This is a genomic window from Rhodovulum viride, assembly GCF_003265965.1.
In the GTDB taxonomy this organism is placed as follows: domain Bacteria; phylum Pseudomonadota; class Alphaproteobacteria; order Rhodobacterales; family Rhodobacteraceae; genus Rhodovulum; species Rhodovulum kholense.
In genome coordinates, this window is the sequence record NZ_MUAV01000015.1 from 24,888 (window position 1) to 48,255 (window position 23,368).

The 23,368-nt window shown below is 69.5% G+C and carries 21 protein-coding genes; 16 read left to right on the top strand and 5 right to left on the bottom strand.

Annotation, left to right across the window (positions count from 1 at the left end):
* Window positions 1-14 precede the first annotated feature (14 nt).
* From BYZ73_RS13330 to BYZ73_RS13370, 9 genes are all read left to right on the top strand, one after another.
* Window positions 15-1,013, top strand: a complete 999-nt coding sequence (locus BYZ73_RS13330; RefSeq protein WP_146746301.1) for a hypothetical protein — start codon at window positions 15-17, stop codon at window positions 1,011-1,013.
* Window positions 1,010-1,837, top strand: coding sequence for a hypothetical protein (locus BYZ73_RS13335; protein ID WP_112316329.1), 828 nt, complete (start codon window positions 1,010-1,012; stop codon window positions 1,835-1,837). The genes BYZ73_RS13330 and BYZ73_RS13335 overlap by 4 nt, the downstream gene beginning before the upstream one ends.
* A gap of 44 nt (window positions 1,838-1,881) precedes the next feature.
* Window positions 1,882-2,658, top strand: coding sequence for a class I SAM-dependent methyltransferase (locus BYZ73_RS13340; protein WP_108025232.1), 777 nt, complete (start codon window positions 1,882-1,884; stop codon window positions 2,656-2,658).
* Window positions 2,655-3,647 (top strand): hypothetical protein, encoded by a 993-nt coding sequence (locus BYZ73_RS13345; protein WP_112316330.1) that lies wholly within the window; start codon window positions 2,655-2,657, stop codon window positions 3,645-3,647. The genes BYZ73_RS13340 and BYZ73_RS13345 overlap by 4 nt, the downstream gene beginning before the upstream one ends.
* Window positions 3,629-4,678 (top strand): GHMP family kinase ATP-binding protein, encoded by a 1,050-nt coding sequence (locus BYZ73_RS13350; protein WP_112316331.1) that lies wholly within the window; start codon window positions 3,629-3,631, stop codon window positions 4,676-4,678. Before BYZ73_RS13345 ends, BYZ73_RS13350 begins: the two co-directional genes overlap by 19 nt.
* Window positions 4,666-5,943 (top strand): HAD-IIIA family hydrolase, encoded by a 1,278-nt coding sequence (locus BYZ73_RS13355; protein ID WP_220086837.1) that lies wholly within the window; start codon window positions 4,666-4,668, stop codon window positions 5,941-5,943. The genes BYZ73_RS13350 and BYZ73_RS13355 overlap by 13 nt, the downstream gene beginning before the upstream one ends.
* Window positions 5,940-7,118 (top strand): AGE family epimerase/isomerase, encoded by a 1,179-nt coding sequence (locus BYZ73_RS13360; RefSeq protein ID WP_112316332.1) that lies wholly within the window; start codon window positions 5,940-5,942, stop codon window positions 7,116-7,118. The genes BYZ73_RS13355 and BYZ73_RS13360 overlap by 4 nt, the downstream gene beginning before the upstream one ends.
* An 87-nt stretch (window positions 7,119-7,205) precedes the next feature.
* Window positions 7,206-7,826, top strand: coding sequence for a class I SAM-dependent methyltransferase (locus tag BYZ73_RS13365; protein WP_112316333.1), 621 nt, complete (start codon window positions 7,206-7,208; stop codon window positions 7,824-7,826).
* A gap of 35 nt (window positions 7,827-7,861) precedes the next feature.
* A complete protein-coding gene (locus tag BYZ73_RS13370; protein WP_112316334.1) occupies window positions 7,862-8,554 on the top strand; it encodes an FkbM family methyltransferase in 693 nt (230 codons plus the stop codon).
* 12 nt (window positions 8,555-8,566) lie between these two features.
* On the opposite strand, the gene BYZ73_RS13375 is transcribed toward BYZ73_RS13370, so the two are convergent.
* From BYZ73_RS13375 to BYZ73_RS13390, 5 genes are read right to left on the bottom strand one after another with little or no spacing between them, the layout of a single operon-like run.
* Window positions 8,567-10,252, bottom strand: a complete 1,686-nt coding sequence (locus BYZ73_RS13375; RefSeq protein ID WP_112316335.1) for a carbamoyltransferase family protein — start codon at window positions 10,250-10,252, stop codon at window positions 8,567-8,569.
* Complete coding sequence (locus BYZ73_RS22785) at window positions 10,249-10,512, bottom strand: acyl carrier protein (RefSeq protein WP_165828142.1); 264 nt, start codon at window positions 10,510-10,512, stop codon at window positions 10,249-10,251. Before BYZ73_RS22785 ends, BYZ73_RS13375 begins: the two co-directional genes overlap by 4 nt.
* Complete coding sequence (locus tag BYZ73_RS22790) at window positions 10,509-12,698, bottom strand: cytochrome P450 family protein (protein ID WP_181498054.1); 2,190 nt, start codon at window positions 12,696-12,698, stop codon at window positions 10,509-10,511. The genes BYZ73_RS22785 and BYZ73_RS22790 overlap by 4 nt, the downstream gene beginning before the upstream one ends.
* Window positions 12,686-14,395 carry an AMP-binding protein gene (locus tag BYZ73_RS13385; protein WP_181498055.1) on the bottom strand — a complete coding sequence of 570 codons (1,710 nt, stop codon included), beginning with the start codon at window positions 14,393-14,395 and terminating at the stop codon, window positions 12,686-12,688. The genes BYZ73_RS22790 and BYZ73_RS13385 overlap by 13 nt, the downstream gene beginning before the upstream one ends.
* Entirely contained in the window at window positions 14,392-15,921 is a 1,530-nt protein-coding gene (locus tag BYZ73_RS13390) for a B12-binding domain-containing radical SAM protein (RefSeq protein ID WP_112316338.1), read from the bottom strand. Before BYZ73_RS13390 ends, BYZ73_RS13385 begins: the two co-directional genes overlap by 4 nt.
* A 228-nt stretch (window positions 15,922-16,149) precedes the next feature.
* Between BYZ73_RS13390 and BYZ73_RS13395 the strand changes: the two genes are divergently transcribed.
* From BYZ73_RS13395 to BYZ73_RS13425, 7 genes are all read left to right on the top strand, one after another.
* Window positions 16,150-17,244 carry an ABC transporter ATP-binding protein gene (locus BYZ73_RS13395; protein ID WP_112316339.1) on the top strand — a complete coding sequence of 365 codons (1,095 nt, stop codon included), beginning with the start codon at window positions 16,150-16,152 and terminating at the stop codon, window positions 17,242-17,244.
* 2 nt (window positions 17,245-17,246) lie between these two features.
* Window positions 17,247-18,212, top strand: coding sequence for an ABC transporter substrate-binding protein (locus BYZ73_RS13400; protein ID WP_112316340.1), 966 nt, complete (start codon window positions 17,247-17,249; stop codon window positions 18,210-18,212).
* A 4-nt stretch (window positions 18,213-18,216) separates the two neighbouring features.
* Window positions 18,217-19,947 carry an ABC transporter permease gene (locus tag BYZ73_RS13405; protein WP_220086838.1) on the top strand — a complete coding sequence of 577 codons (1,731 nt, stop codon included), beginning with the start codon at window positions 18,217-18,219 and terminating at the stop codon, window positions 19,945-19,947.
* Entirely contained in the window at window positions 19,935-20,960 is a 1,026-nt protein-coding gene (locus tag BYZ73_RS13410; RefSeq protein WP_112316342.1) for an MBL fold metallo-hydrolase, read from the top strand. Before BYZ73_RS13405 ends, BYZ73_RS13410 begins: the two co-directional genes overlap by 13 nt.
* Before the next feature lie 3 nt (window positions 20,961-20,963).
* The gene (locus tag BYZ73_RS13415; RefSeq protein ID WP_112316343.1) at window positions 20,964-21,578 is read left to right on the top strand and encodes a protein phosphatase; all 615 of its coding nucleotides are present in this window, start codon (window positions 20,964-20,966) and stop codon (window positions 21,576-21,578) included.
* The gene (locus BYZ73_RS13420; RefSeq protein WP_112316344.1) at window positions 21,568-22,614 is read left to right on the top strand and encodes a LacI family DNA-binding transcriptional regulator; all 1,047 of its coding nucleotides are present in this window, start codon (window positions 21,568-21,570) and stop codon (window positions 22,612-22,614) included. The genes BYZ73_RS13415 and BYZ73_RS13420 overlap by 11 nt, the downstream gene beginning before the upstream one ends.
* A gap of 236 nt (window positions 22,615-22,850) precedes the next feature.
* Window positions 22,851-23,336, top strand: coding sequence for a FeoA family protein (locus BYZ73_RS13425; protein ID WP_220086839.1), 486 nt, complete (start codon window positions 22,851-22,853; stop codon window positions 23,334-23,336).
* Window positions 23,337-23,368: the final 32 nt, after the last annotated feature.

Here is a 23,368-nt window from a genome sequence, read left to right on the forward strand (position 1 = left end):
GGGAGATTGGGAACGTGGCGAAAAAAGTCATTCTGCATATCGGGCGGCACAAGACCGGGACCACAGGTCTTCAGCTCTTTCTGGAAAGCGGGAGCTTGGAACTGGCCAAGTCAGGGTTCTGCTATCCCTTGGTAGGGCGGGACCAGTCGCCGGGGCAGTCCCGCGAAGACCGCGCCGCGCATCATGGGCTTGCCCGTGCCCTGATCGGACCGCGCGACGTCGTGCGCCAGAGGTTGAGTGCATTGCGCCCTTTGTTTCTTGATGAGGTCAAGGACGCCCATACCGTGATCCTCAGCAGCGAAGGGTTCCAGAATGTGCTGCATCTCGACCTGCTTGCCGAGTTTCTCGACGGGTTCGAGATCGAGGTGGTCGGCTATCTGCGCGAGTATCTGGCCTATGTGACCAGCGCCTATGCTCAGGAAATCAAGGGGTCGGGGCTGGCTTCGGATTTCTTTTTCTTCGAGGTGCGCTTTGGTCTCAATTTACCGGATTTCATTGCGCGCTGGAGACATATGGCAAAGCGCTGCCACTGGCGACTCTACGACCGCACGAGATTGGTCGATGGCAATGTGATCGCGGATTTCGTCAGCACGGCAGGTTTGCCACTGGCGCCTTCGCGGGCCGTGGTCGATTCAAACTTGTCGATCTCGGGCAATTTGCTCGGCTTCAAGCTGCTTCTGAACATGCTGGGTCTGCACCAGCCGGAATTCGGGCCTTCGATGAACGCCTTGGTTCTGGCGCATCCGGGTTTCGGCGGTCCGATCTTCCTGGACAGCGCAACGCAACAGAAACTGCGAAGCCGCAATTCCTGCAACCGAGTTTTGACAGAGCTGTTCAGCGATGTTTCGGAATTCGACTTCGAGGCAGGGAACCGGATATTCGATCCGGCCTCTTTGGAGCAAGACATGAAGACGATCCTGTCGGAATTCTCTGCATTCGAACGGGTCATCGGCCATCCGTTCATTGCGTCCTTGGCACGAGGGCAGTTAGATGCCGTCAGGATGGCGGTATGACGGGCGCGGGGCAACCCTGGTCGGTCCCACTTCGGTCCGGCCGCAACAGGACCGACCCTAAACCGGTTATCCTGGCCCATTACCACCTCTACAAGAATGCGGGCAGCAGCGTCGACCGGGCGATCCGCGAAGCGGTGGGTGCCGACAATTTCATTGAACTCGACAAGGATCGCCGGTTTCGCAGGGCTCCTGCCTTCAACACCGCGCTGATCAGGCAGATCCTGCGCGCCCATCCCGGCATGCGCGGCTTTTCCTGCCACACCTTCGTCGCGACGGCGCACCGGGTGGACGACTTCACCGCTCTGCCTATCGTCTTCCTGCGCCACCCGCTGCTGCGGCTGGCCTCGATCTACCGGTTCGAACCGACATCGAAAGCGCACCGGGACACGCCAATGGGTCGGCTGGCCGCAAGTTTGCCCTTTCCCGAATGGCTCGATGCTTTCCTGAAGTCGCATAACGGCAAGAACTATCAGACCTGCGTACTGTCGATGATGGAGGACGGTTCCCACAGCCCCTTCACCAACGGCCATCCCCGCCATATCGGCGACATCCGCGTCGCGGCGGAACGGCTGGACGAGGTGAACAGCCTGACCGGGGTCGGCATCGTCGAGCAGTTCGACCGCTCCGCCCGCCGGATCGAGGCCGCCGTCGGCCGCTACGTCCCCGGCTTCCGCCTGTCCGGCGCGGTGGCCAACCAGACCAAGCAGGTGGACAGCTGGCAGGACGAGCTGGCCGCGCTCGAACGCTCGCTTCCGGCCGATCTGCTGGCGCGCGCCGTGATGGCGAACGCGTCGGATTACGCACTTTACGACCGTTATCGTTGATTTTCCCCGTGCCGCCCCCGGCGCCTTTTGGAGCATTGGACGACATGACAGACCTGGCCGACACCCTTGCCGACGAGATCTCTGAACGGTTGAAGAACGATGTTCTCTATATCGAGACGGACCGCTCGGTCGAAGAGACCGAGTCCTTCTGCGCCCTGCATGCGCCCTGGCGGTCGGTCTACCGCTTCTCGAACGGGGTCACGACCGAAAGCTTCGAGCGCTCGGAGAACGTGCCCAATGCGCGCTGCCTAGCCAAGCTGCGGCGGTTCCACGCCAAGATCGACCTGTCCCGGCTGGCCGGAAAGCGCGTGCTCGATCTGGGGTTCAACGAGGGCTACAACTCGATCTTCCTGTCGAAATACCTGGGCTGCAAGGTCGACGGGATCGAGTTCTACGACGCGGCGGTCAAGCGGACGTCGGCCATCGCCGAATTCTGCGGCGCGCCCTGCAATTTCTGGACCGCCGATGCCAACACCTTCTCGGCGCCCGCCACCTATGACGTGATCCTGCATTGCGGCCTGCTTTATCACCTGCCCGATGTCTGGAGTTCGGTGCGCAACACCTGCCTGTCGCTGAAGCCCGGCGGCGAGGTGCTGCTGGAGACGACGACCTACGAGGGCGCCGACAAGTTCGACTGCAAGTTCATGAACTGGCACGCCAAGGGGTACAACAATTTCTGGGCGCTGAGTCCCGAGACGATCCGCTACATGTTCGCCGAATTCGGCTGCACCGAGGGCCAGGAGGTCGACAGTTTCGAGGTCGGCGTGCTTGCGGGCACAGGTATGAAACGCACCATGATGTGGTTCCGGAAAGCGCGATGATCCGGCGCCTGATCCTTCATATCGGTCGGCACAAGACCGGGACCTCGGCGGTCCAGCGCTATCTGGCGGCGCATCGCGCCTCTTACGCCGCGGCCGGGATCGTGGTGCCCGATTTCGGCGGATATGACGATCCCGAGGCCGAGCCCGCCGACCGCGCGGCGCATCACCGGATCGCGCTCGATTGCGGATCGGGGCCCGCCGCGCCGCCCGAGAGGCGGGCGGACTGGCACGCCCGGCTGGCCGAGGCGGCCGAGGGCGGACATACGCTGGTCCTGTCCAGCGAGGCGTTCCAGAACTGTTCCGATTTCGGGGCGCTTCGCGCGCTTTGCCGCGACCATTATGTCGAGGTCGTCTGCTACCTGCGCGAATATCTCGACTATGCGCTCAGCGCCTATGCGCAAGAGGTCAAGAAGGTCGGGCTTTATTCGGGCTTCTTCGAGTTCGAGCGCGGGTTCAATCCGCAACTGGCGCGGTTCGTCACCCGCTGGGAGGAATTCGCCAATCGGTGCCACTGGCGGCTTTACGACCGCACCCGGTTCGCCGAGGGCGATGTGGTGCAGGATTTCCTGACGACGGCCGATCTGCCCGATTTTGGCGGCGACCGGTTTCAAAGCGAAAACCCGCGGCTCGGCGGCAGTCTGCTGGGCTTCAAGCTGATGGCGAACGGGGCGGGGCTGCATTCTCTGCCGCTGGCGCGCGCGCTGGACCCGCTGGCCACAAGCCGCCCCGCCTTCCGGGCGCCCTGGCGCATCGGCCCCGAGCGGCAGGCGGATCTGCGCGCCCGGCGCGACTATAATGCGACGCTTGAGGCGCTGGTGGGCGAGGTCGGTCTGACCGACCTCTCGGCCGGAGCGCTGCCCTTCGAAAGCCCCGGCTTCGCGGCCGATCTGGGCCAGATCCTCGGCGCGCTCGACAGCCTGCCGCGCGTGCGCGCGCATCCGATCTTCGCCGCTTTCCAGGAGCAGGCCTCATGTCCGACCGGCGCCTGACGACCCGGGCACGCGCGCCGCTGCGCCTCGGCCTTGCCGGGGGCGGCACCGATCTGTCGCCCTATTGCGACCTTTACGGCGGCGCGGTGCTGAACGTGACGATCAACCGTTTCGCCTTTGCCTCGATCGAGGCCCGCGACGACGGCCGCATCGTCTTTGCCGCCAACGATCTGGACCGGACCGAAAGCTTCGGCATCGACGACGACCTGTCGGGCGCGGCGCTGGCGCTGCACCGGGGCGTCTATGACCGCATGGTGGCCGAGTTCAACGGCGGCAACCGCTTCGGCGCCACCATCCAGACCAATGTCGAGGCGCCGGCGGGGTCGGGACTCGGGTCTTCCTCGGCGCTGGTGGTGGCGCTGGTCGATGCGTTTCGCACGCATCTGGGCGCGCCGCTCGGTCCCTATGACGTGGCGCATCTGGCCTACGAGATCGAGCGCCTCGATCTGGGCCTCGCGGGCGGCAAGCAGGACCAGTACGCGGCGGCCTTCGGCGGTGTGAACTTCATCGAATTCCTCGCGGGCGACCGGGTGATCGTGAACCCTCTGCGCATCCCGCGCGACATCCTGAACGAGATGGAATGCCGTCTGGTGACCTGCTTTTCCGGCGTCTCGCGCCATTCCGCCGACATCATCGAGCGGCAGACCGCCAGCGTGCGCGGGTCGGACCGCGCCGCGGTCGAGGCGATGCACCGCCTGAAATCCGACAGCATCGAGATGAAGCGCGCGCTGATGACCGGCGATTTCGACGGGCTTGCGGCGATCCTGCACCATTCCTGGGCGGCCAAGAAGGCCACCGCCGCGACCGTCAGCTCGCCCCATATCGAAGAGATGTTCGCCCATGCGCTGGCCCATGGCGCCGAGGCGGGCAAGGTGTCGGGCGCGGGCGGCGGCGGGTTCATGTTCTTCCTCGTCGACCCGCCGCGCCGGTTCGCGCTGATCGAGGCGCTGCGCGCGATCGGCGGCGATGCCGACCCGGTCGTCTTCGCCGAGTCCGGGTGCCAGAGCTGGCGGCTGCCATGTCCGCGCTGACGCTCTCCGGGCCGGAAGCGGCCACCGCCCGGGCAAAGTCCCTGCTGCCGCGTCAGGCAGTGATCCTCTGCGGCGGGCTGGGTACTCGGCTCGGCCCGCTGACCGCGCGCTGTCCCAAGCCCCTGCTGCCGGTCGGCGGTGCGCCGTTCCTGTCGGTACTGATCGGCGAACTGGCGCGGCAGGGGATCGAGCGCATCCTCTTGCTGGCCGCCTTCGAGGCCGATCAAATCGAGGCCTTCGCCCGCGACCTGCCCGCGACGCTGCCCCGGCCGGTCGGGATCGAGGTCGCGCGCGAGGCCCGGCCCGCCGGGACCTCGGGCGCGCTCTGGCAGGCGCGTGAACGGCTGGACGAGCGGTTCCTGTTGCTCAATGGCGACAGCTGGTTCGATATCCTGCTGGCCGATGTGGCGGCGGCGCAGCTCGCCCGGCCAGAGCTTCTGGGCGCATTGGCGCTCCGCCGGGTGCCCGACGGCGGCCGCTTTGGCACGGTCAGGGTCGCGGGCGGTTTGCTGACGGCCTTCGAGCCGCGTGGGGCAGAGACCGGCCCGGCGCTGATCAATGGCGGCGTCTATTGCCTGTCGCGCGGGATCGTTCCCCATCTGGTCGAGGACGGTTCGCTCGAGGCCGAGGTGCTGCCGCGGCTTGCGGCCGAGGGGCGGCTCGCGGGGGTCGAGCGCGCGGGCTTCTTCCTCGATATCGGCGTGCCCGAGGATTTCGGGGCGGCGCAGGACCTCGTTCCGGCGCAACGGCGGCGTCCGGCCATCGTCTTCGACCGCGACGGCGTGCTCAATCTCGACCACGGCCATGTCGGCCATCCCGACCGGCTGGACTGGACAGAGGGCGCCATTGCCGCCGTCCGGCGAGTGAACGAGGCGGGCTGGTACGCCTTTGTCGCCACCAATCAGGCAGGCATCGCCAAGGGCTATTACACCGAGGCCGACTATCTGGCGCTTCGGGCGCATATGGCGCGCGATCTGGCGGCGGCGGGCGCGCATATCGACGACGAACGCTATTGCCCGACCCATCCCGAGGCCGTGCATCCCGAGCTGCGCCAGGTGTCGGACCGGCGCAAGCCCGGCCCGGGCATGTTGCTGGAACTGAAAGACCGCTGGCCGATCGACTGGGCGCAGAGCGTCATGATCGGCGACAAGCCAAGCGACATCGAAGCGGCCCGCGCGGCGGGTCTGGAGGCCGTGCTGTTTCAGGGCGGCGATCTCGAGGCGCTGGTGCAACGACTTTTGCGGGAACGGAGAGGAGTGCCATGACAGATCTGTCCGAGACGACGGTCGCCTTCCGGCTCTGGCTGGAGGTGGAGGTTCTGCCGGTCCAGGCCGCGCTGGTGCGCGACGAGGCGGGGTTCTGCGAACGTCTTTCACCGGAGGGCGACCCGGTCGATCTGCCACGCCGGGCGATGGTGGCCGCACGCCAGCTTTTCGCCTTTTCCCGCCTGATGGGGGCGGGTCTGGGCGGCGCCTGGCCCGAGCTTCTTGCCAACCACGCCCGCGATGTCCTTCTGGCCGAACATCTGGCTCCCGATGGCGCGGTGCTGCCCATTGCCGGGGGAGGCTCCGTGTTCAGCCTTTACGACGTCGCCTTCTGCCTCTTTGCGCTGGCCGCCGCTCCGGAAGCGGTCTTGCCGCGCGCCCGCGCCGAGGCGCTGGCAGACCGGATCCTGACCCGGCTCGACACGCTTTATCGCCACCCCGAGGCGGGGTTCGAGGAGGCCCGGCCGCGCCGGCTGCCGCTGCGCGCAAACCCCCATATGCACCTGCTGGAGGCCTGTCTCGAATGGATCGACTCGGGCCCCTGCGATCCGCGCTTTCAGGCGCTTGCCGACGAGATTGCCGAGCTTTGCCTGGCGCGCTTCATCGACCCCGGGACCGGCGCGCAGCGCGAGCTTTTCGACGGCGACTGGCGGATCGCGGCCGGTCCCGGCAACGCGGTCGAACCGGGCCACCAGTACGAATGGGGCTGGCTGCTTCTGCGCTGGGGCGTGCTTCGCGACAATGCTCTGGCGCAGGCTGCGGGGCGGCGGCTGATCGACCTTGCCGAGGCGCATGGCCTGACTGCTGACGGGCTGGCGGCCAGCCTCCTGACGCCCGCGCTTGCCATCGACGATGCGACCGCCCGGCTCTGGCCGCAGACCGAACGGATCAAGGCCTGGGCGCTTCGGGCGCGGCTGGGGACCGGGCCTGCCGACGCGACCCTTGCCGAGGCGAAGGCGGTCGAGGCCTGCCAGGGGCTGATGCGCTTTTTCGTGCATCCGCTGCGCGGCAGCTGGTGGGAGAACCTCGCCCCCGGCGGCGCGCCACGATCCGAACCGGCGCGCACCAGCAGCCTTTATCACATCGTCGGGGCCTATCACGAACTGGCAACGCTCGCGGCCCACCTGTCCCAGCCCATCGCCATGGAGCAGAGCCGCACACCCTCCACCGCTTGACCCTGCCGACGGTCCCGGCGCGAGGTCGGGCCGCACGCTTTTCACAGCAACGACCAGAAGGCCGAAACCAGAAAGGAGACGACCGACATGGAAGACACCCTTGAAAAGCCCGCCCTCGAGCGCCTGTTCGCAGAGGCGGGTATCGATTACGACTTCTATTGCAAGAAGCAGAACCCCCAGAGCATCGCCTTCATGGCCGAGCTGCTGCCGTTGCTGGAGCGTCTCTATCCCGCCCGCTACCACGTCAAGACGCTGCTCGATGTCGGCGCGCGGACCGGGTCGGGCACCGCCCTTCTGGCGACGGTGCTGGACCCCGCAAGCTATGCGCGGCTGAAATGCACCGTGACCGCGCTCGATATCGATCCGGCGATGGCCAGGATCTCGCATGCCCTGCGCCCCGAGATGGAATACCTCGTCGCCGACATCTTCAAGATAGACGACCGGCAGTGGGACATCGTCAGCTGTTCGCATTGCATCGAGCACGTGCCCGAACCCAAGCCCTTCCTGCTGCAGCTGCGGCGGCTCGCGCGCGAACATGTGGTGATCTCGACCCCGTTCCGCGAGAATCCCGAGACCCGGATCAAGGCGCATCTGCACAGCTTCGACGAAGACTTCCTTGAGGAGGTCGGCGCAGAGAACGTCACGATCTACAACGCCTTTCACTGGCCGCATTCCGAGGTCGTGACGTTTTCGCTGCCGCCGCTCTGACCCCGGACCGGGCCCGAACCGCGAGGAAGATCCGCATGCAGGACGACATCTACCGCTTCGGCAATGGCGTGCGGGTCCACCGGCACCATGTGCTCGATCATCAGGTCAACCGCTACGTCAAGGCGAATGCGGGCAATCTGCACGAGCCGGTCGAGGAACACTGGTTCCTGACGCTACTGGGCGAGATCCCGGCCGCCGATCCGCTGGTCTACGATATCGGCTGCGGCATCGGCTATTACACATTGCTGTTGCTGCATGAGCGGCCCGGCGCTGAGGCGGTGGCCTTCGAGCCGCTGTCCGAGCATGTCGCCGCGATCCGCGAGAATCTGGCGCTGAACGGCATCGCGCCCGACCGGGTGCGGCTGATCGAGGCGGCCGCCCATGTCGCCGAGGGCGACGTCTGCTTCGAGGCGGCCGATTTCTCGTCCCATGTGGCGGACGAAGGGGGCTTGCGGGTTGCGGCCCACGACATCGCGGCGCTGATCGCGGCCGAGGCCCGGCCGGTCGATCTGGCCAAGCTCGACGTGCAGGGCGCCGAACTGGCGCTGTTGCGCCGGATCGTCGAGGCCGGGCAGGCCGAGAGGGTGCGGCGCTGGATCGTCGGCACCCATGGCGACGATCTCTTTGCCGAGTGCTGCGCACTCATGGGTCAGCACTGGCAGGTGGTGCACAGCGACCCGGCGCCCGCGCACCAGCCCGACGGGTTGATCGTGGCGGTGCGGCACTGAGGGGACCCCCGCTCAGGGGTGCGCGGGCTTCTCGATCAGGACATCCTCGATCAGCACCGCGTCGAGCCCGGTCGTCGCCAGCATCCCCAGTGCATCCTCGACCGAATGCAGGATCGGCTTGCCCATGATGTTGAAGCTGGTGTTCAGCACCACCGGCACACCGGTCTCGCGCCCGAAGGCCGCGACCAGATCGGCCATCCACGGCGCGCTGTCGGGGCCGACCGTCTGCACCCGCCCGGTGCCGTCGTCATGGACGACAGCGGGCACCCGGTCGCGGACCCCGGCCCGCCAGGGCAGCGTCATCGACATGTAGGGCGAGGGTTGCGGGCGGTCGAACCAGTCGGCCAGATCGGCCTCGGCCAGAACCGGGGCGAAGGGCCGGTAGGGCTCGCGCCCCTTCACCCGCGCATTGATCGCGTCCTTCATGCCCGCGGGCCTCGGATCGGCCAGGATGGATCGGTTGCCCAGCGCGCGCGGCCCGAATTCGGCCCGGCCGCGCATTACGCCCAGGATGCGGCCCTGTGCCAGGAGCCCGGCCGCCGCCTCGGCGGACCGCCCGGCGACATCGGTCACCGCGTGGCCCGATGCGGCGGCGCGACGGGCGGCCTCCAGCGTCTTCGCGCGCGGCGCCGATCCGAGGAAGGGCGTGCCGCCGCCGAAGGGGATGCGCTCGGCCCCGGTATCGGCCATCCAGGCCAGAAGGGCCGCGCCGATGGCATTGCCGTCATCGGCCGGGCAGGGCGGCACGAAGACCCTCTCGAACCCGGTCCGGCCCACGATGGTGCCGTTGTAGGACGAGTTCAGCGCGCAGCCGCCCGACAGGATCAGCGTCGGGCCGTCTTCGACGATGGCCTCAAGCACCTGATCGGCCAGACGCGCATAGGCAGCCTGCCCGGCTGCCGCCAGATCGGCCGCGTCGGTCACCGGCGCGGTCGGGCGGCGGGCCAGCGGCTCGACCGCGGCGCGGATTGCCGCGATGGCGGCGTCGTCGGCAAAGCGCAACCGCCCGCGATCGGCCGACAGCAGTCCGGTCAGGGTCTCGACCAGCGCCGGATCGGCGCGGCCGCAGGCGGCAAGGCCCATCACCTTCCACTCTTCGCCCTCGCGCCAGTCGAAGCCGCACAGCCCGGTGAGCCAGCCATAGAAAGTGCCCAGGCTGCCCGGCCCCCAGGACCGCCAGCCGCGTGAAAGTCGCCGGTCGGTCAGCCGGAAATGCGACACCGCACCGACATCGCCCTCGCCGTCGATCACCAGACAGGCGGCGTCCGCGACCGGTGCGAAATGGCAGGCGGCGACGGCATGGCAGAGGTGATGATCGAACCGCATGGGCTCGGGCCGCTCGCGGGCAAGGCCCAGCCGCAGAAGCGAGGCACCCGCGCTTTGCTGCATCTGCGCCTGCAATCCCTGCATCCAGATCGTGTCCGAGGCGGGCAGCAGCGCGTCATGCACCTTGAGTCCCAGATCGGCCTTGACCGAGGCCCAGCTGGTGGCGGGAACGATCCGGTCGCCCGGCGCGGCGCCCACGGCCGCCAGCGCCGCCGCCAGATGCGGCACATGGTCGGGCACCACGCCCCAGGCGCGCTTGTCCTGCAAGAAGCGCTCGGTCGCCTCGGCGAAGACCACGCGCCCGGTCTCGTCGACAAGCGCCAGCGCCGGGTCGTGGCCCGAGGTCGAGAGGCCCAGATACCAGGTCGTCATCGAGCCCCGAGGCGCTTCGTGATGTCCGAGGCGAAGCTGCCGACCGTTTCATGCGAGAAGATCGTGGCGGGATCGAGCTCGATCCGGAAATGATCCTCGACCTCGCCCGACAGCAGCACCGCGTCGATGGATTGCAGTCCCAGATCGACCAGCACCGAATCCGGGCGGATCGCGGCCGGGTCCTGCTTGGTGAAGCGGGCGATACCGGCGGTCAGGAAGTCGACGACTTCGGGGGCGGGGGGCGTCAGGGTTCTGGTCACGGTCGGTCCTTTCCTGTGGAGCCCAGCCGGCAAGGCAGCGTTGCCAGTGCCACGGTCTGGGTCATCTCGAAATAGCGATGGCGCTGGGGCTTGAGCGCAAGCCCCGGAAAGCGCGCGAAAAGCGCGGGCAGGGCGGTCCGCAGCATCCGCTTGGACAGCGCCGCGCCAACGCAGCGGTGCAGCCCGTGGCCGAAGGCCAGATTGCCGGTGCCGACGCCCCGGTCGATCGACAGCAGTTGCAGCCGCAGCGTCTCGTCCGGCCGGATTTCGATCTCGCCGATCCGGGCCGGGCCGCGGGCCATGCGGTAGATGTATTTGGGCGAGGCGCAGAGCGAGATCAGACCTTCCAGCTCGGCGTCGATCCAGGCCGGATCGGCGGCGCCCTTGCGGTCTTCGGACGGCAGGGTCAGCAGATGGTGCAGGATGTTGCCCAGCGTATGGGCCATGTTGAAACTTGCGCCATACATCACCAGGACCAGCGCCTTGAGGTCGGTTTCGTCGGTGTCGGGCAGGTCCTCGTCCATCAGCCGGGTCAAGAGCGGCGTGCCGGGCAGGCCGTCGGTCGCGGGCGGGCGCAGCCCGTCGAGGATCTCGGCGATCACCGCCTGCAGCCGGTCGAGTTCGCGGATCGGCAGCCAGGGTTCCAGCACGTCCTGCAGGATCGGCGCGAGCACGTCGAACCGTTCGGGATCGGCCGGGGCAATGCCAAGGACCGGCCCGGCGATGCCGCGAAAGATCGGATCGGCATAATCGGCGATCAGGTCGGGTTCGGAGGTCGCAGCCAGCCGGGCCAGCGCGGCCTGGGTCTCGGCCTCGATCAGCGGTTGCCAGCGCGCCAGCCGGTTGCCGCCGAGGCTGTCGGCCACCGCGCGGCGGATCGCGGCATGGCGTTCGCCCGACATGAAGAACATCGCGTTCCGGGCCACCAGCCGGGCCGGCCCGAGGTCGCGGCCGCTGCGGTCGGCCAGCGCGGTCAGATAGGGCTCCATCCGGGGCGGCGACCAGGTCTCGTCGTCGTTGACGATGGCGCGGGCCTCGTCCAGATCGCGGATCTCGACCATCCGCCCGGTCAGCCGCCGCGACCGCGCGTCACGCGTCACCGGCAGTGCCACGGGATACTGCACCAGCGGCGTCACGTGGAACCGCACGCCGTCCCGATGCAGCGCAAGCTGCGGGAAGCGCCGCGCCAGCGCCGGGATCGCCCGGCCGAGGAAAAGCTGCGAAAGCGGCGCGCCGGGGCATTTGTGCGGCCCCGCGCCGAAGGACAGATGGGCCGATCCGTCGGGGACCCGGCGGCGCAGTTCGGCATTGGCTGCGACCACGTCCATCACCGCAGCCTCGCCCTTGTGGAACGGACAGCCGCCGAGGTTGACCTCGTCCTCGGCCATCCTGACCAGGGTCAGCGTCGAGGGGTAAAGCGACATCACCCGGTCGAGCGCGGTGTCGGTCCAGCCCGGTTCGGCCGCGGCGCGCCAGTGCTCGGCATCGCCCAGCAGCAGGCCGTAAAGCGCCAGCGCCAGCGACTGGGCGACGGTGTGGCTGCCGACCAGCGCGGACAGCGCGATATAGGGCGCGGCCGCGGGATCGGACAGCCGGTCCTTGCGGCGTGCAAGAAAGGCGGGGAAGCCCTCAAGAGAAGGGTCGACCCCCGACATCGGATCGGTCGAAAGATAGCCCAGCAATTCGCCCAGCGCGGCATCGATCCGGCCCAGCGCCTTCAGCGACAGCATCGGCTGGGTGGTGTTGTTGGCCAGCCGGATCAGCTCCAGCACCCGCTCGTCGTCGCCGCCCGGACACCCGGCGAAGGCGCGGACGAAGTCGAGAAACGCCGCCTCGCAATAGTCGCGCATGACGTCGGGCGCCTCGGCGGCCTCCAGCCGGTCGAGGGCACTAGCGAAGGCGCGGTCGGCGACCGGTGCCCAGGCGGTCAGGGCGGGGGCCGCGAAGAAGGCGGCGGTGGCGCGGCGCGCTGCCAGATGGGCCTCGCCCGTCTGGAAGGCGAAGGCGTGGCGCGCCATCTCGGTCAGATGCGGAAAGCGCGGCCCGCCGCGTGCCGCGATCTGGTCCAGATGGGTGGCCAGCTGGCCCACGGTAAAGCGCGGGTCGCGCAACAGCGCGGCGACGTCATCGGGGTCGGTCACGAACCGGTCGGGGGTGTCCCAGGCAGAACTGTTCACGACGGGCATTCGGGCATTTCCTTCACGGATGGGACAGTCTCGGGGGGCCAGGCGCCGTCCCGCCACAGCTCGGCCGCGGCGCGGCGGCGGATCTTGCCGCTGCTGGTGCGTGGCAGCCGTCCGCGCGGCAGGAACAGGATCTCGACCAGATCGAGCCCCCATTCCCCGGTCACGGCCCGCCGGATCGTCTGGCGCAGCGTGTCGGGGTCGGGCGGGGTCTCGCCGAGGCGCAGTTCGGCAAGCAGCACCGCCTGCCCGCCCCGGGCCGGGTCGGGCATGAAGACCGCGGCGGCCATCGGGTTCAGGACCTCAGAACTGCCGCAGGCCAGCCATTCGATTTCCGGCGCTGCGAGGGTGCGGCCATTGCAGAAGACCACATCCTTGATCCGCCCGGTCACATAAAGCGCATCCTCCGCGATCACGCCCAGATCGCCGGTGCGGAGCCAGCCCGAGCCGTCGGACGGGTCGTCCAGCGCCGCGCCGAAGGTTTCGGCGGTGTCGCCGGGCAGGCCCAGATAGCCCGCGCCCCGGGACGGGCCGCGCAGCCAGATTTCGCCCTCGGCGCCCTCCGGGCGGCGGGTCCGGGCGATGGGGTCGACGATGGCGAGGCCCGCGCCAAGTTCGGGCGTCAGGCGGCAGGGCGCCACGGCCCGCGCGGCGGGGGGCGCGGGCGGCGGGCGGTCGGCGCCCGGCAGCCCGGCCGCGAAGAGGGTCATCTCGGCCATGCCGTAGCAGGCAAAGACCGCCTCGTGGGCCAGCCCGGCGGCGGCGAAATGGGCGTGGAAGGCCGCGGGCAGCCCGGCGGGCACGGGCTCGGCCCCGATGAAGGCGCGGCGCCAGCAGGTCAGGTCCAGCGCGGCGGCGGCGTCGGGCGCGATCCGGCGCAGGCAGTCGGCGAAGGCGAAGGCCGGTCCGCCGCTGAAACCGGCACGCTCGGCTGCGATGGCCTCGAGCCACAGGGCGGGGCGGCGAATGAAGTCCAGAGGCGACATCTGCGCCGAGAACCCGCCGCAGAGCAGCGGATAGAGGATGCCCCCCATCAGCCCCATGTCGTGATAGTGCGGCAGCCAGTTCACGAACCGGGCCTGCTCGTCCATGCCCCAGCAGCGGGCGACCAGCGCGGCATTGGCCAGGATGTTGTCCGGGGTCACCCGCACCCCGCGCGGCAGCCGGGTCGAGCCCGAGGTATATTGGATCACCGCCACCGGCAGATCTGGCGCGGCGGCGGGCCGCACCGGGTCGGGCAGCCGGGCGGGGTCGAGCGGCAGGGTCGCGACCGGGCAGGGCGGCGTCCCGTCCAGCGCCAGCGCGGCCGCGACCGCCTCGGCATGGGCGGGCAGGCACAGAACGGCGGCGGCCCTGCTGTCGGCGGCGATATGGCGGAAGCGGTCGGAATGGCTGCCCGGGCGCGGCACGGGCACGGGCACCAGGGTCACGCCGGCCAGAAGCCCGCCCAGAAGGGTCACGACGAACTCGGCCCCGGCGGGCAGCGCCAGCACCAGACTGTGCGCCCCCGGCCCCAGCCAGCCGCGCAGCGCCCGGGCGACGGCCCCGGCCTCGGCGGCCAGCCGGTCCCCGGTAAAGACATCGCGCGCGCCCTGCCGGGACCGGATCACGATGCGCTCGCGCTCGGGCCGGTCGGCGAAGGTTTGCGCCAGCGCCTCGGCCAGAGCGCTCGGGGGCGCGGGCGGGACGGCGCGGGTCACGCCACGGTCTCCAGCTGTCGGCCGATCCTCGGCCGGTGCCCCGCCGCGCGGGCGCATTCCGACAGGTGCAGGGTCAGGATCGAGGTCAGGTCATAGCCGATCTCGGGGCGCGCGGCGATCAGGTCGCGCACGCCCTCGATCACCCGGCGCGCGCCCTTGTCCTTCATCATCAGCGGCACCAGCTCGTGCAGCGGATGGCGGCGCGCCGAGGCCGTAGCCCAGGCCGACCGGGTCATGTCCTGGCAGGGGCTGCCAAGCGTGCGGGCATAGTTTTCGAACCGCGCCATCGCGGCGTCGGGGGCCAGCAGCGCGGCCTTCAGCCAGTCGCGCCCCTCGGTCAGCTGTTCGCGGGTCATCCGGGCGGGGATCAGGTTGGTCATCCGGGTGCCTGCCGCCAGCCGGTGGGTGTCTTCGTCAACGATCCGGCCCGCGCGTTTCATCTCGGCATAAAGCGGCGTGGCGTAGGGCGCGACCAGCGCGCTGACATTGAAGCCCACGATGGGCAGGCTCTGGGCAAAGGCGAACTGCCGCTCGAAACAGTCGAGCCCGTCATGGTCGAAGCCGACGATCAGCCCGGCCCGGATCGTCAGGCCCGCCCCGACCACCGTCCGGCAGGCGTCGCCGAGGTCGATCCTGAGGTTCTGCCGCTTGTTGGCCTCGGCCAGCGATTCGGGGTTGCCGGTCTCGATCCCGACGAAGACCTGGCGCAGCCCGGCCCGGTTGCACATCGCGAGAAGGTCCGGATCGCGCGCCGCGTCGATCGAGATCTGGGTCGAGAACCGCACCGGGTCGCGCCCGTCGGTCCCGTTCCAGGCGATCAGCGCCTCCAGAAGCGCGCGGGTCCGCTGGCGGTAAACGGTGAAATTGTCGTCGCTCAGAGAGATTTCGCGATAGCCCAGATCGTAAAGCTGCCGCAGCTCGGCCAGCACCCGTTCGGGCGGCTTGTGACGCTGCTTGCGGCCGACATACTGGATGACGTCGCAGAAGGTGCAATCGAACGGGCAGCCGCGCGAGGTCTGCACCACGCCCGAGATCGCCCGGTCATTGGGGTAAAGATCCCAGCGCGGCAGCGGCGTGTCGGCCATGTCGGCCTGGCCGCAGCGGTATTCGGGCTGCAATCCGCCCGCCTTCAGATCGGCGGCAAAGCGCGGCGCGGCGGTCTCGAACTCGCCGATCACGATGGCATCGGCCTTGCCGCGGAAATGCTCGGGCGCCAGCGACACATGCGCCCCGCCCAGCACCACCGGAATGCCGCGGCGGCGGAAGGCGGCGGCCAGTTCGAGCCCGCGCGCGACCTGCGAGACATTGATCGACAGCCCCACCAGATCGGCCTCGGCCTCCAGATCGACCTCCTGCACGACCTCGTCGCACAGCCGGATCCGGGCCTCCTGCGGCAGGAGGGCTGCCACCGACACGATCCCGGCAGCGGCCGACAGCGTGTAGGGCGTCTTGACGCCAGCCATGCTGATCTCGGCAGTGGTGTCGGACGCATCGTCCGGGGCGGGGGCGATCAGGTAGATCCGCAAGGCTGTTTCCTTCAGCCCGGCACGTTTTGTGCCCGGTATTCGAGTGCGATCTTAATGGGGCGCGAAGGCGTTCGCAAACTGCAATTCGCAACGCGCGGTTGCAGGCGCAGCGGCCGATCCGGGCAGATTTCATCGGTCTGTCAGGGCGGATACACAAAACCGTTTCATTCGGGCGGCAGGAAGGGCGCGTGGTTGCAATGCTGTGCAATCCCGCGTCCGGAGCCCGTGATGAGTGCCATCGACATCCAGAACCTCGGCAAGTCCTTCGGCCGGACCGAGGTTCTGGGCGGGGTGTCCCTCGCGGTCGGGGCGGGCGAGTTCGTGGCGATCCTCGGTCCCTCGGGCTGCGGCAAGACGACGTTGCTGCGGCTGCTGGCCGGATTCGAGCGGCCGGATGCGGGCAGCATCCGGATGGGCGGGCGGCTGGTTTCGGGGCCGGGTGTGCATCTGCCGCCCGAAGGCCGGGGCGTCGGCGTGGTGTTCCAGACCTATGCGCTCTGGCCGCATATGAGCGTGGCGGGCAACGTGTCCTACGGGCTGAAGGTCGGCGGCATGGGCCGGGCCCCGCGCGAGGCGCGCACCCGGGCGGTGCTGGAAACGGTCGGGCTGGGTGAGATGGCCGCGCGGCGGCCCGCCGATCTGTCGGGCGGACAGCGCCAGCGGGTCGCGCTGGCGCGCTGTCTGGCGATGGAGGCCCGCGTCGTGCTGCTGGACGAGCCGCTGGCCAATCTCGACGTGCATCTGCGCGACACGCTGGAAGCTGAATTCGCCGATTTCCACCGCCGCTCCGGCGCGACGATGGTCTATGTCACCCACGATCAGGCCGAGGCGCTGGCGCTGGCCGACCGCGTCGCGGTGATGGAGGCGGGCCGGATCGTGCAATTCGCCCCGCCCGAGCGGCTGTTTCGCGAACCGGCCTGCGCCATGGTCGCGGGCTTCATCGGCGACGGCCGGGTGGTCGAGGTGACCGACCTTGCGCCCCTGGGCGATGGCCGGGCCGAGGCGCGGCTGCTGGGCGTGCCGGTGCGTCTGCGCTGCGATCCCGGCGAACGGCCCCGGCCGCGCGCCCGGATCGCGCTTCATCCCGGCGATCTGCGTCTGACCGAGGGCGAGGGCGTCCCCGCCACCGTCACCCGCGCCACCTTTCGCGGCCATCACCTGCGCGCCGAACTGGCGGCGGGGCCCGATGGCGGCGTCTCGCTGTGCCTCAACGTCGCCGCCCCCGCCCGGATCGAGCGGGGCCAGCGCGTGACCGTCGCGCTGACCGACGGCTGGGTGCTTCCCGATCCCTCTCTCCCCTCCCTCCCCACTCAAGGACTGTAACGATGCGTCTTCTTGCCCTTGCCACCGCCGGTCTGATGGCGACCGCCGCCTCGGCCGAAACCACGATCACGCTTTACACCAGCCAGGCGCCCGAACAGGCGCAGGAAACCGTCGATGCCTTCGAGGCCGCGCATCCCGACATCAAGGTCGAATGGACCCGCAACGGCACCTCGGCGCTGATGAACGTGCTGCGCGCGGAAATCGAGGCCGGTCAGGTCCAGCCCGACGTGCTGCTGGTGGCCGATGTCATCAACCTGGGCGAACTGAAGGCGGGCGGTCACCTGCTGCCCTACATCGATGCCCCGGTCGCGGCCTATGACGCGACCATGTACGACCCCGACATGACCTTCTTCGGCACCAAGGCGATCACCACCGGCATCGCCTGGAACACCGAGATCGCCGAGCCGGTCGAGACCTGGGCCGATCTGCTGAAAGAGGAAAACCGCGGCCAGATCGCGGTGCCGAGCCCGCTGTATTCGGGGGCCGCACTTTGCCATCTGCACACGCTGATCGACGCCCCCGAGATTGGCTGGGCCTTCTACGAGGGGCTCAACGATCTGGACATCGTGCCCGAGGGCGGGAACGGCCCGGCGACCAAGGCGGTGGCTTCGGGCATGGCGAAATACGCGATCCTGGTCGATGCGAACGCGCTGCGCGCCAAGGCCGACGGCTCGCCCATCGACTATATCGTGCCGAAGGATGGCGTCTCGGTCATCACCGAACCGGTGGCGATCCTGTCGACCACCGACCAGCCCGAGGCCGCGAAGACCTTCGTCGATTTCCTGCTGTCCGAAGAGGGCCAAGAACTGGTGGCGAAACAGGGCAACCTGCCGATCCTGCCGGGCGTCGCGGGCCCGGAGGGGTTCCCCGATCTCGCCTCGATGACGCTTTTGCCGCTGAATGCCGACGAGGCGGTCCGGACCGACGCGGCGGTCCGCGCGAAATTCGCCGAGATCTTCGGGCTTTGACCGCGTGAGCCTTTCGGTCGAGACCGGGGCGCGCCCGCGACGGGCGCTCCTGCCCCGGGTGCCGGGGGAGTGGCTGGTGCTGGCCGGGCTCGTCCTGTTCGTGGGGGCGCTGTCGATCCTGCCGCTGGCGCGGCTGGTGCAGGCGGCGCTGTTCCCGGGAGGCACGTTCGATGCCGCCAGGATCACCGAGGTACTGGGCGGCCGCCGGGTCGCCGAGGCGACGGTCAACACCATCTGGATTTCCTGTGCCGCGACGGCGCTGGCCACGGTGACGGGGACGCTGGCGGCCCTGCTGGCTGGGCTGACCGACCTGCGCGGGCGTACGCTCTGGGTCTTCGGCTTCGTGCTGCCGCTGATGATCCCGCCGCAGGTGACCGCGCTGGCCTGGGTACAGGCGTTTTCGCCGGCCAGCCCTCTGTTGGGGCCCTTGGGCCTGTCGCTGCCGCCGGGGATGCGGCATCCGCTGTATTCCGCCTGGGGCATCGTTCTGCTGCTGGGGTTCTGCAACGCGCCGCTGGTCTTCCTGTCGGTGCGTGCCGGACTGCGCCGGTTGCCCGCCGATCTGGTCGAGGCCGCGCAGGCGGCCGGGGCCGGGCCTCTGGCGCTGAGCCGGGACATCGTTTTGCCGCTGGTGCGCGGGGCGGTCTTTGCCGGGGCGGCGCTGGCCTTCGTCTCGTCGATCGGGAATTTCGGGATCCAGGCGATGCTGGGTATCCCGGCCCGGGTGCCGACGCTGATCACCCTGATCTATCGCCGCCTCAACGCCTACGGTCCCTCGGCGCTGAATGACATGGCGCTGATGGCGCTGATGCTGGCCGGGCTGACGGTGGTCGGCATGGGGCTGACCGGCTGGCTGGGCCGCCGGGGCGACCAGCGCGTCGAAGGGGCCGCGCGGCGGCTGCGCCTGCCGCTGGGGCGCTGGCACGGACCGGTCGGGCTGCTGGCCTGGGGTTATCTCGTGGCCTGCCTGCTGCTGCCGCTGTCGGCCTTGCTGGGCACGGCGCTGGTGCGCGGCTACGGCCAGCCGCTGGGGCCCGACACGATCACCTTTGAGAATTTCGCCAATGCGCTGTTTCACCATGAGGGCATCCGCAAGGCGTTCCTGACCAGCCTCTGGCTGACGGCTCTGGCGGTCGCGGTTCTGGTGCCGGTCTCGGTCGCGCTGGGCTATGTGCTGAGCTGGCGCAGCGGGCCGGTGGCGCGCCTTCTGCAACTGGCCTCGGAACTGGCCTATGCCTTGCCCGGCATCATCATCGGCGTGGCGATGATCCTGTTCTTCCTGCGGCCGCTGCCGCTGATCGGCACCAGCCTTTACGGCACCGTCTGGGTGATCCTTGCGGCCTATCTGGCAAACTACCTGGCGCTGGCGCTGCGGCCGATCCTTGGCGGTTATGCCCAGATCGACCGGGCGCTGGACGAGGCGGGACAGGTCGCGGGGGCGGGGCTGATCGCGCGGCTCAGGGACATCGTGCTGCCGACGCTGGCGCCCGCCGCCGCGGCCTCGGCGATCCTGGTCTTCATGTCGGCGATCAACGAGATCCAGACCTCGGTCCTGCTTGTGTCGTCGCGGGCGCAGACCATCGGGCCCACCATCATCTTTCTCGACGAGGCCGGGTCCTCGACGCTGGCCGCCGCGGTGGGCTGCCTGATGGTGGCGGTCGTGCTGGAGCTGATGCTGGCAAGCCTTGCCTTCGGCCGCCGCCTGCCCGAGGGGGTGCTGCCATGGCGCGACTGACCGCGATCAGCGGGCTCGGCCGGAAAAGCGCCGCGATCTTCCTGATCGAGATCGCCGGGCGGCGGGTCCTGTTCGACCTGGGCGACGGGCTGGAACCGGGCGAGCATCCCGACCTGACCGGCATCGGCCGGGTCGATGCGGTGGTGCTCAGCCATGCCCATGAGGACCATGCGGGCGCGCTGGACCGGCTGGACGAGGTCGGCGACCCGCCGGTTCTGGCCACCGCGCGCACGCTGGGCTTTCTGCCCGAGCGGCTGCGGCCCGGCCGGGCGCGCGTGCTGCCCGAACGGGGTCGCATCGACCTGATGGGGCTCGATCTGACCCTGGGCCGCGCGGGGCATGCGCCGGGCGGGGTCTGGCTGCATCTGGCCACGCCCGCGGGCGGGCTGATCTATACCGGCGATATCTGTCCCGAGGCGCCGCGCCTGCCGGTCGATCCGTTGCCCGAGGCCGCGACGCTGGTGCTTGACGCCTCTTATGGCGACCGCGAGGGCCGGCTTGGCGACCAGATCGCCGCCATGGCGCAAGCGGCCGAGGCGGGCGCGGTGCTGTGCTGTCCGGCGGCGGGGCGCGGCGCCGACATGGTGGCCGCGCTGACAGAGGCCGGACTTACCGTTGCCACGGATGCGGTAATCGGGCGCGAGGTGGCCGAGGCGACCGGCACCCCGCCCGAGATCGTCGATGCCGCAACCGCCCGTCCCGACCGGGCCATCGTCTGTGTCAGTTCGAACGCCGAGCGCGGGCTTGCGGCCCAGCTTCTGGGGCGCGAGGGGTTCCGTTTCGTCTTTTCCAGCCATGTGCCCGACGGCACGCCCGCGCGGCGCCTGCTGGATGCCGGGCAGGCGCTCTGGCTGCCCTGGAACGTGCATCCGACCCTGCCCGACCTTCTGACGCTGGTGCGAGCGACCGGGGCGCGCCGGGTGCTGCCCGCCTTTCTTGACATCGCAACCGCCCCGCGGCTGGCCGAGCGGCTGGGCGCGCGGCTCTGGACCGATCCCGAGACGGAGATCTGAGACATGGATGCCCCTGGTCGTCACGCTGTCCCGAAGGATGTGCCCGCCGCAGAGGCCCGCGAGGACGCCCGGCCGCTGCTGATCGACGTGCTCGGCCCGGTCGCTTCCGCCTCGGCGCAGCCCGGCAAGCGGGTCTTTCTGGGCAATCTGGCAGGGGCCGAGGATGCGGCGGCGCTGACCGCGGCGGGCGTCACCGAGACGCTCAATCTGGGGCTCAACCTCTGTCCCGGGCCGCTGGCCCTGGGCGACGGCACGCAGGTGCGGCGCTATCAGATCGGGCTGATCGACGGTCCCGGCAACGACCCGCATCTGCTGGCCGCCGCAGTCGTGACGGTCAGGGGTCTGATGGGGGCCTATGGTCCGGGCAAGCCGCATTATCCGCCCCACCGTCCGGGCCATCTTCTGGTGCATTGCCGGGGTGGGCGGTCACGGTCGGTCACGGTGCTGGCGGTCTGGCTGACGCTTTGCCATCCGCAGGCGTTCCCGGACCTCGACGCGGCGCTGGCGCATCTGCGGCGGCTGCGGGGGCTCGACACGGCGCATCCCTTGCCGCCGATGCTGGATCTGGCGCGCGAGGTGATCGCGCGCGATCTGGCAGGGCGCGCGCATGGAGCCTAGATTCGTCACCGCCGCCGATGTGGCGCGGCGCGCGGGCGTCTCGCGCTCGGTGGTGTCGCGCGCCTTCACGCCGGGGGCAAGCGTCGCGCCGGAAACCCGCGCGCGGGTTCTGGAGGCGGCCGAGGCGCTGGGCTACCGCGTCAACCGGCTGGCGCGGACGCTGCATCGCGACCGGTCCGATCTGGTCGGCATCATCGGCGCCAATCTGGGCAATCCCTATATCGCGGCGCAGTTCGACGCGCTGTCCGCAGCACTTCAGGCCGAGGGGCTGCAGACGCTTCTGGTCAATCTCCGCCCCGACCCGTGCCCCGGCGCCGAGGCGCCCGACCTCGGCCGCGCGGTCGAACGGTTGCTGGAATACCGGGTGCGCACGGTGGTGTTGCTGTCGGGCGCGGCGCCCGACGAGCTGGTGCGACTCTGTGCGGCGAACGGGGTGCGGATGGTGCTGATCAACCGGCCCGCACCGGCCGCCGGGGCGCTGGCCGATGTGATCGACTCGGATGCGGCGGGCGGCGGGCGGCTGGCCGCGCGGCGGCTGATCGCGGCGGGCTGTCGTCGGCTGGCGGTGGTGCTGTCGGAGTCTCGCACCAGCGCCAAGCTGGCGCGGGCCGATGCCTTTTGCGCCGAGGCCGCGCGCGCGGGCTTGACGGTCCGGCGCTGGACGCAGGGCCCCAACAGCTACGAGACCGGCGTCGCGGCGGCGCGGAGCCTTCTGGCGGAGGGCGACCCGGCCCGGATCGACGGGATCTTCGGCGTCACCGACGAAATCGCGCTGGGCGCGATGAACACGGCGCGGCACGAGCTGGGGCTGGCGGTGCCGGAACGCCTGTCGGTGATCGGGTTCGACGACGCGCCGATCTCGGGCTGGTCCTCGCATCGGCTGACCACGGTGCGCCAGTCGCTTCCGGCGCTGACCGGGGCGACGCTCGAGGCGATTCTCGGCCCGGCGGATGCGGCTGTCTCGCACCGGGCCATCGCGGTCGATCTGGTCGAGCGCGGGTCTGTGGCCCCGGCCCGGGGGCCTGCGCCCGCCTGAGTCACGCGACCGGCATCAACTGGCCTGTCTCTGCAAAACGCCGTCTTTTCAGGCTTTCCAGCCTTCCGATTTTGCGGCATTCCGCCACGGGGTTTCCCGGTTTTGCCCTGTTTTCTTGAGAAATTCCCTCAAGAATCCGTGTCTCTTGATTCAGATCAACGAAACGAAACTGGAACCGCGGAATTCCCGACGATAATACTCGGCTATGCCGCTTGCCTCAGGAAAGGTCTCAGGACATGTCGCCAGCCATACACGATCAGGACGCTTTTGACGACCGGGACTCCGGCGACCTGCAATCTTCCGAGGCACCCGGTCTGGCGGACGAGGGACTGATGAACGGACACGGGCATGAGCATCGGCATCGCGGCGGGCATCGGCACCGGCATGGGCATGACGGTCTCGGGACGGGCGAATGCTGCCACGCGACCGGGCAGCCCTGCACCTCGCCCGAGGCCCGGGCCGCGGATTGCGTCCTGGGGCCGAATGCCTGTCCGCTGGCGCTGGCCGACGAGGGCGTCTGGCTGCGCGTCGTGGCGCTGCGCCCCGGGCGCGGCGTGCATCACCGGCTGATCGATCTTGGCCTGACGGTGGGCGCGCGGGTGCGCATCCTGCAGCGGGGCGGCGGCTGCCCGATGCTGATCGGGGTGGGCGAGACGCGTCTGGCGCTGGGGCAGGGCCTTGCCGGCAAGATCCTGGTCGAACCGGCCAATGACGACCACTAAAACGAAAGACACGGGCGAATGGAAAACACACT

What these genes read in the sequence shown, in the direction of transcription:
- BYZ73_RS13335 (WP_112316329.1), top strand. Translation starts at nt 1,010, where the DNA reads ATGACGGGCGCGGGGCAACCCTGGTCGGTCCCACTTCGGTCCGGCCGC.
- BYZ73_RS13340 (WP_108025232.1), top strand. Translation starts at nt 1,882, where the DNA reads ATGACAGACCTGGCCGACACCCTTGCCGACGAGATCTCTGAACGGTTG.
- BYZ73_RS13345 (WP_112316330.1), top strand. Translation starts at nt 2,655, where the DNA reads ATGATCCGGCGCCTGATCCTTCATATCGGTCGGCACAAGACCGGGACC.
- BYZ73_RS13350 (WP_112316331.1), top strand. Translation starts at nt 3,629, where the DNA reads ATGTCCGACCGGCGCCTGACGACCCGGGCACGCGCGCCGCTGCGCCTC.
- BYZ73_RS13355 (WP_220086837.1), top strand. Translation starts at nt 4,666, where the DNA reads ATGTCCGCGCTGACGCTCTCCGGGCCGGAAGCGGCCACCGCCCGGGCA.
- BYZ73_RS13360 (WP_112316332.1), top strand. Translation starts at nt 5,940, where the DNA reads ATGACAGATCTGTCCGAGACGACGGTCGCCTTCCGGCTCTGGCTGGAG.
- BYZ73_RS13365 (WP_112316333.1), top strand. Translation starts at nt 7,206, where the DNA reads ATGGAAGACACCCTTGAAAAGCCCGCCCTCGAGCGCCTGTTCGCAGAG.
- BYZ73_RS13370 (WP_112316334.1), top strand. Translation starts at nt 7,862, where the DNA reads ATGCAGGACGACATCTACCGCTTCGGCAATGGCGTGCGGGTCCACCGG.
- BYZ73_RS13375 (WP_112316335.1), bottom strand. Translation starts at nt 10,252, where the DNA reads ATGACGACCTGGTATCTGGGCCTCTCGACCTCGGGCCACGACCCGGCG.
- BYZ73_RS22790 (WP_181498054.1), bottom strand. Translation starts at nt 12,698, where the DNA reads ATGCCCGTCGTGAACAGTTCTGCCTGGGACACCCCCGACCGGTTCGTG.
- BYZ73_RS13395 (WP_112316339.1), top strand. Translation starts at nt 16,150, where the DNA reads ATGAGTGCCATCGACATCCAGAACCTCGGCAAGTCCTTCGGCCGGACC.
- BYZ73_RS13400 (WP_112316340.1), top strand. Translation starts at nt 17,247, where the DNA reads ATGCGTCTTCTTGCCCTTGCCACCGCCGGTCTGATGGCGACCGCCGCC.
- BYZ73_RS13410 (WP_112316342.1), top strand. Translation starts at nt 19,935, where the DNA reads ATGGCGCGACTGACCGCGATCAGCGGGCTCGGCCGGAAAAGCGCCGCG.
- BYZ73_RS13415 (WP_112316343.1), top strand. Translation starts at nt 20,964, where the DNA reads ATGGATGCCCCTGGTCGTCACGCTGTCCCGAAGGATGTGCCCGCCGCA.
- BYZ73_RS13420 (WP_112316344.1), top strand. Translation starts at nt 21,568, where the DNA reads ATGGAGCCTAGATTCGTCACCGCCGCCGATGTGGCGCGGCGCGCGGGC.
- BYZ73_RS13425 (WP_220086839.1), top strand. Translation starts at nt 22,851, where the DNA reads ATGTCGCCAGCCATACACGATCAGGACGCTTTTGACGACCGGGACTCC.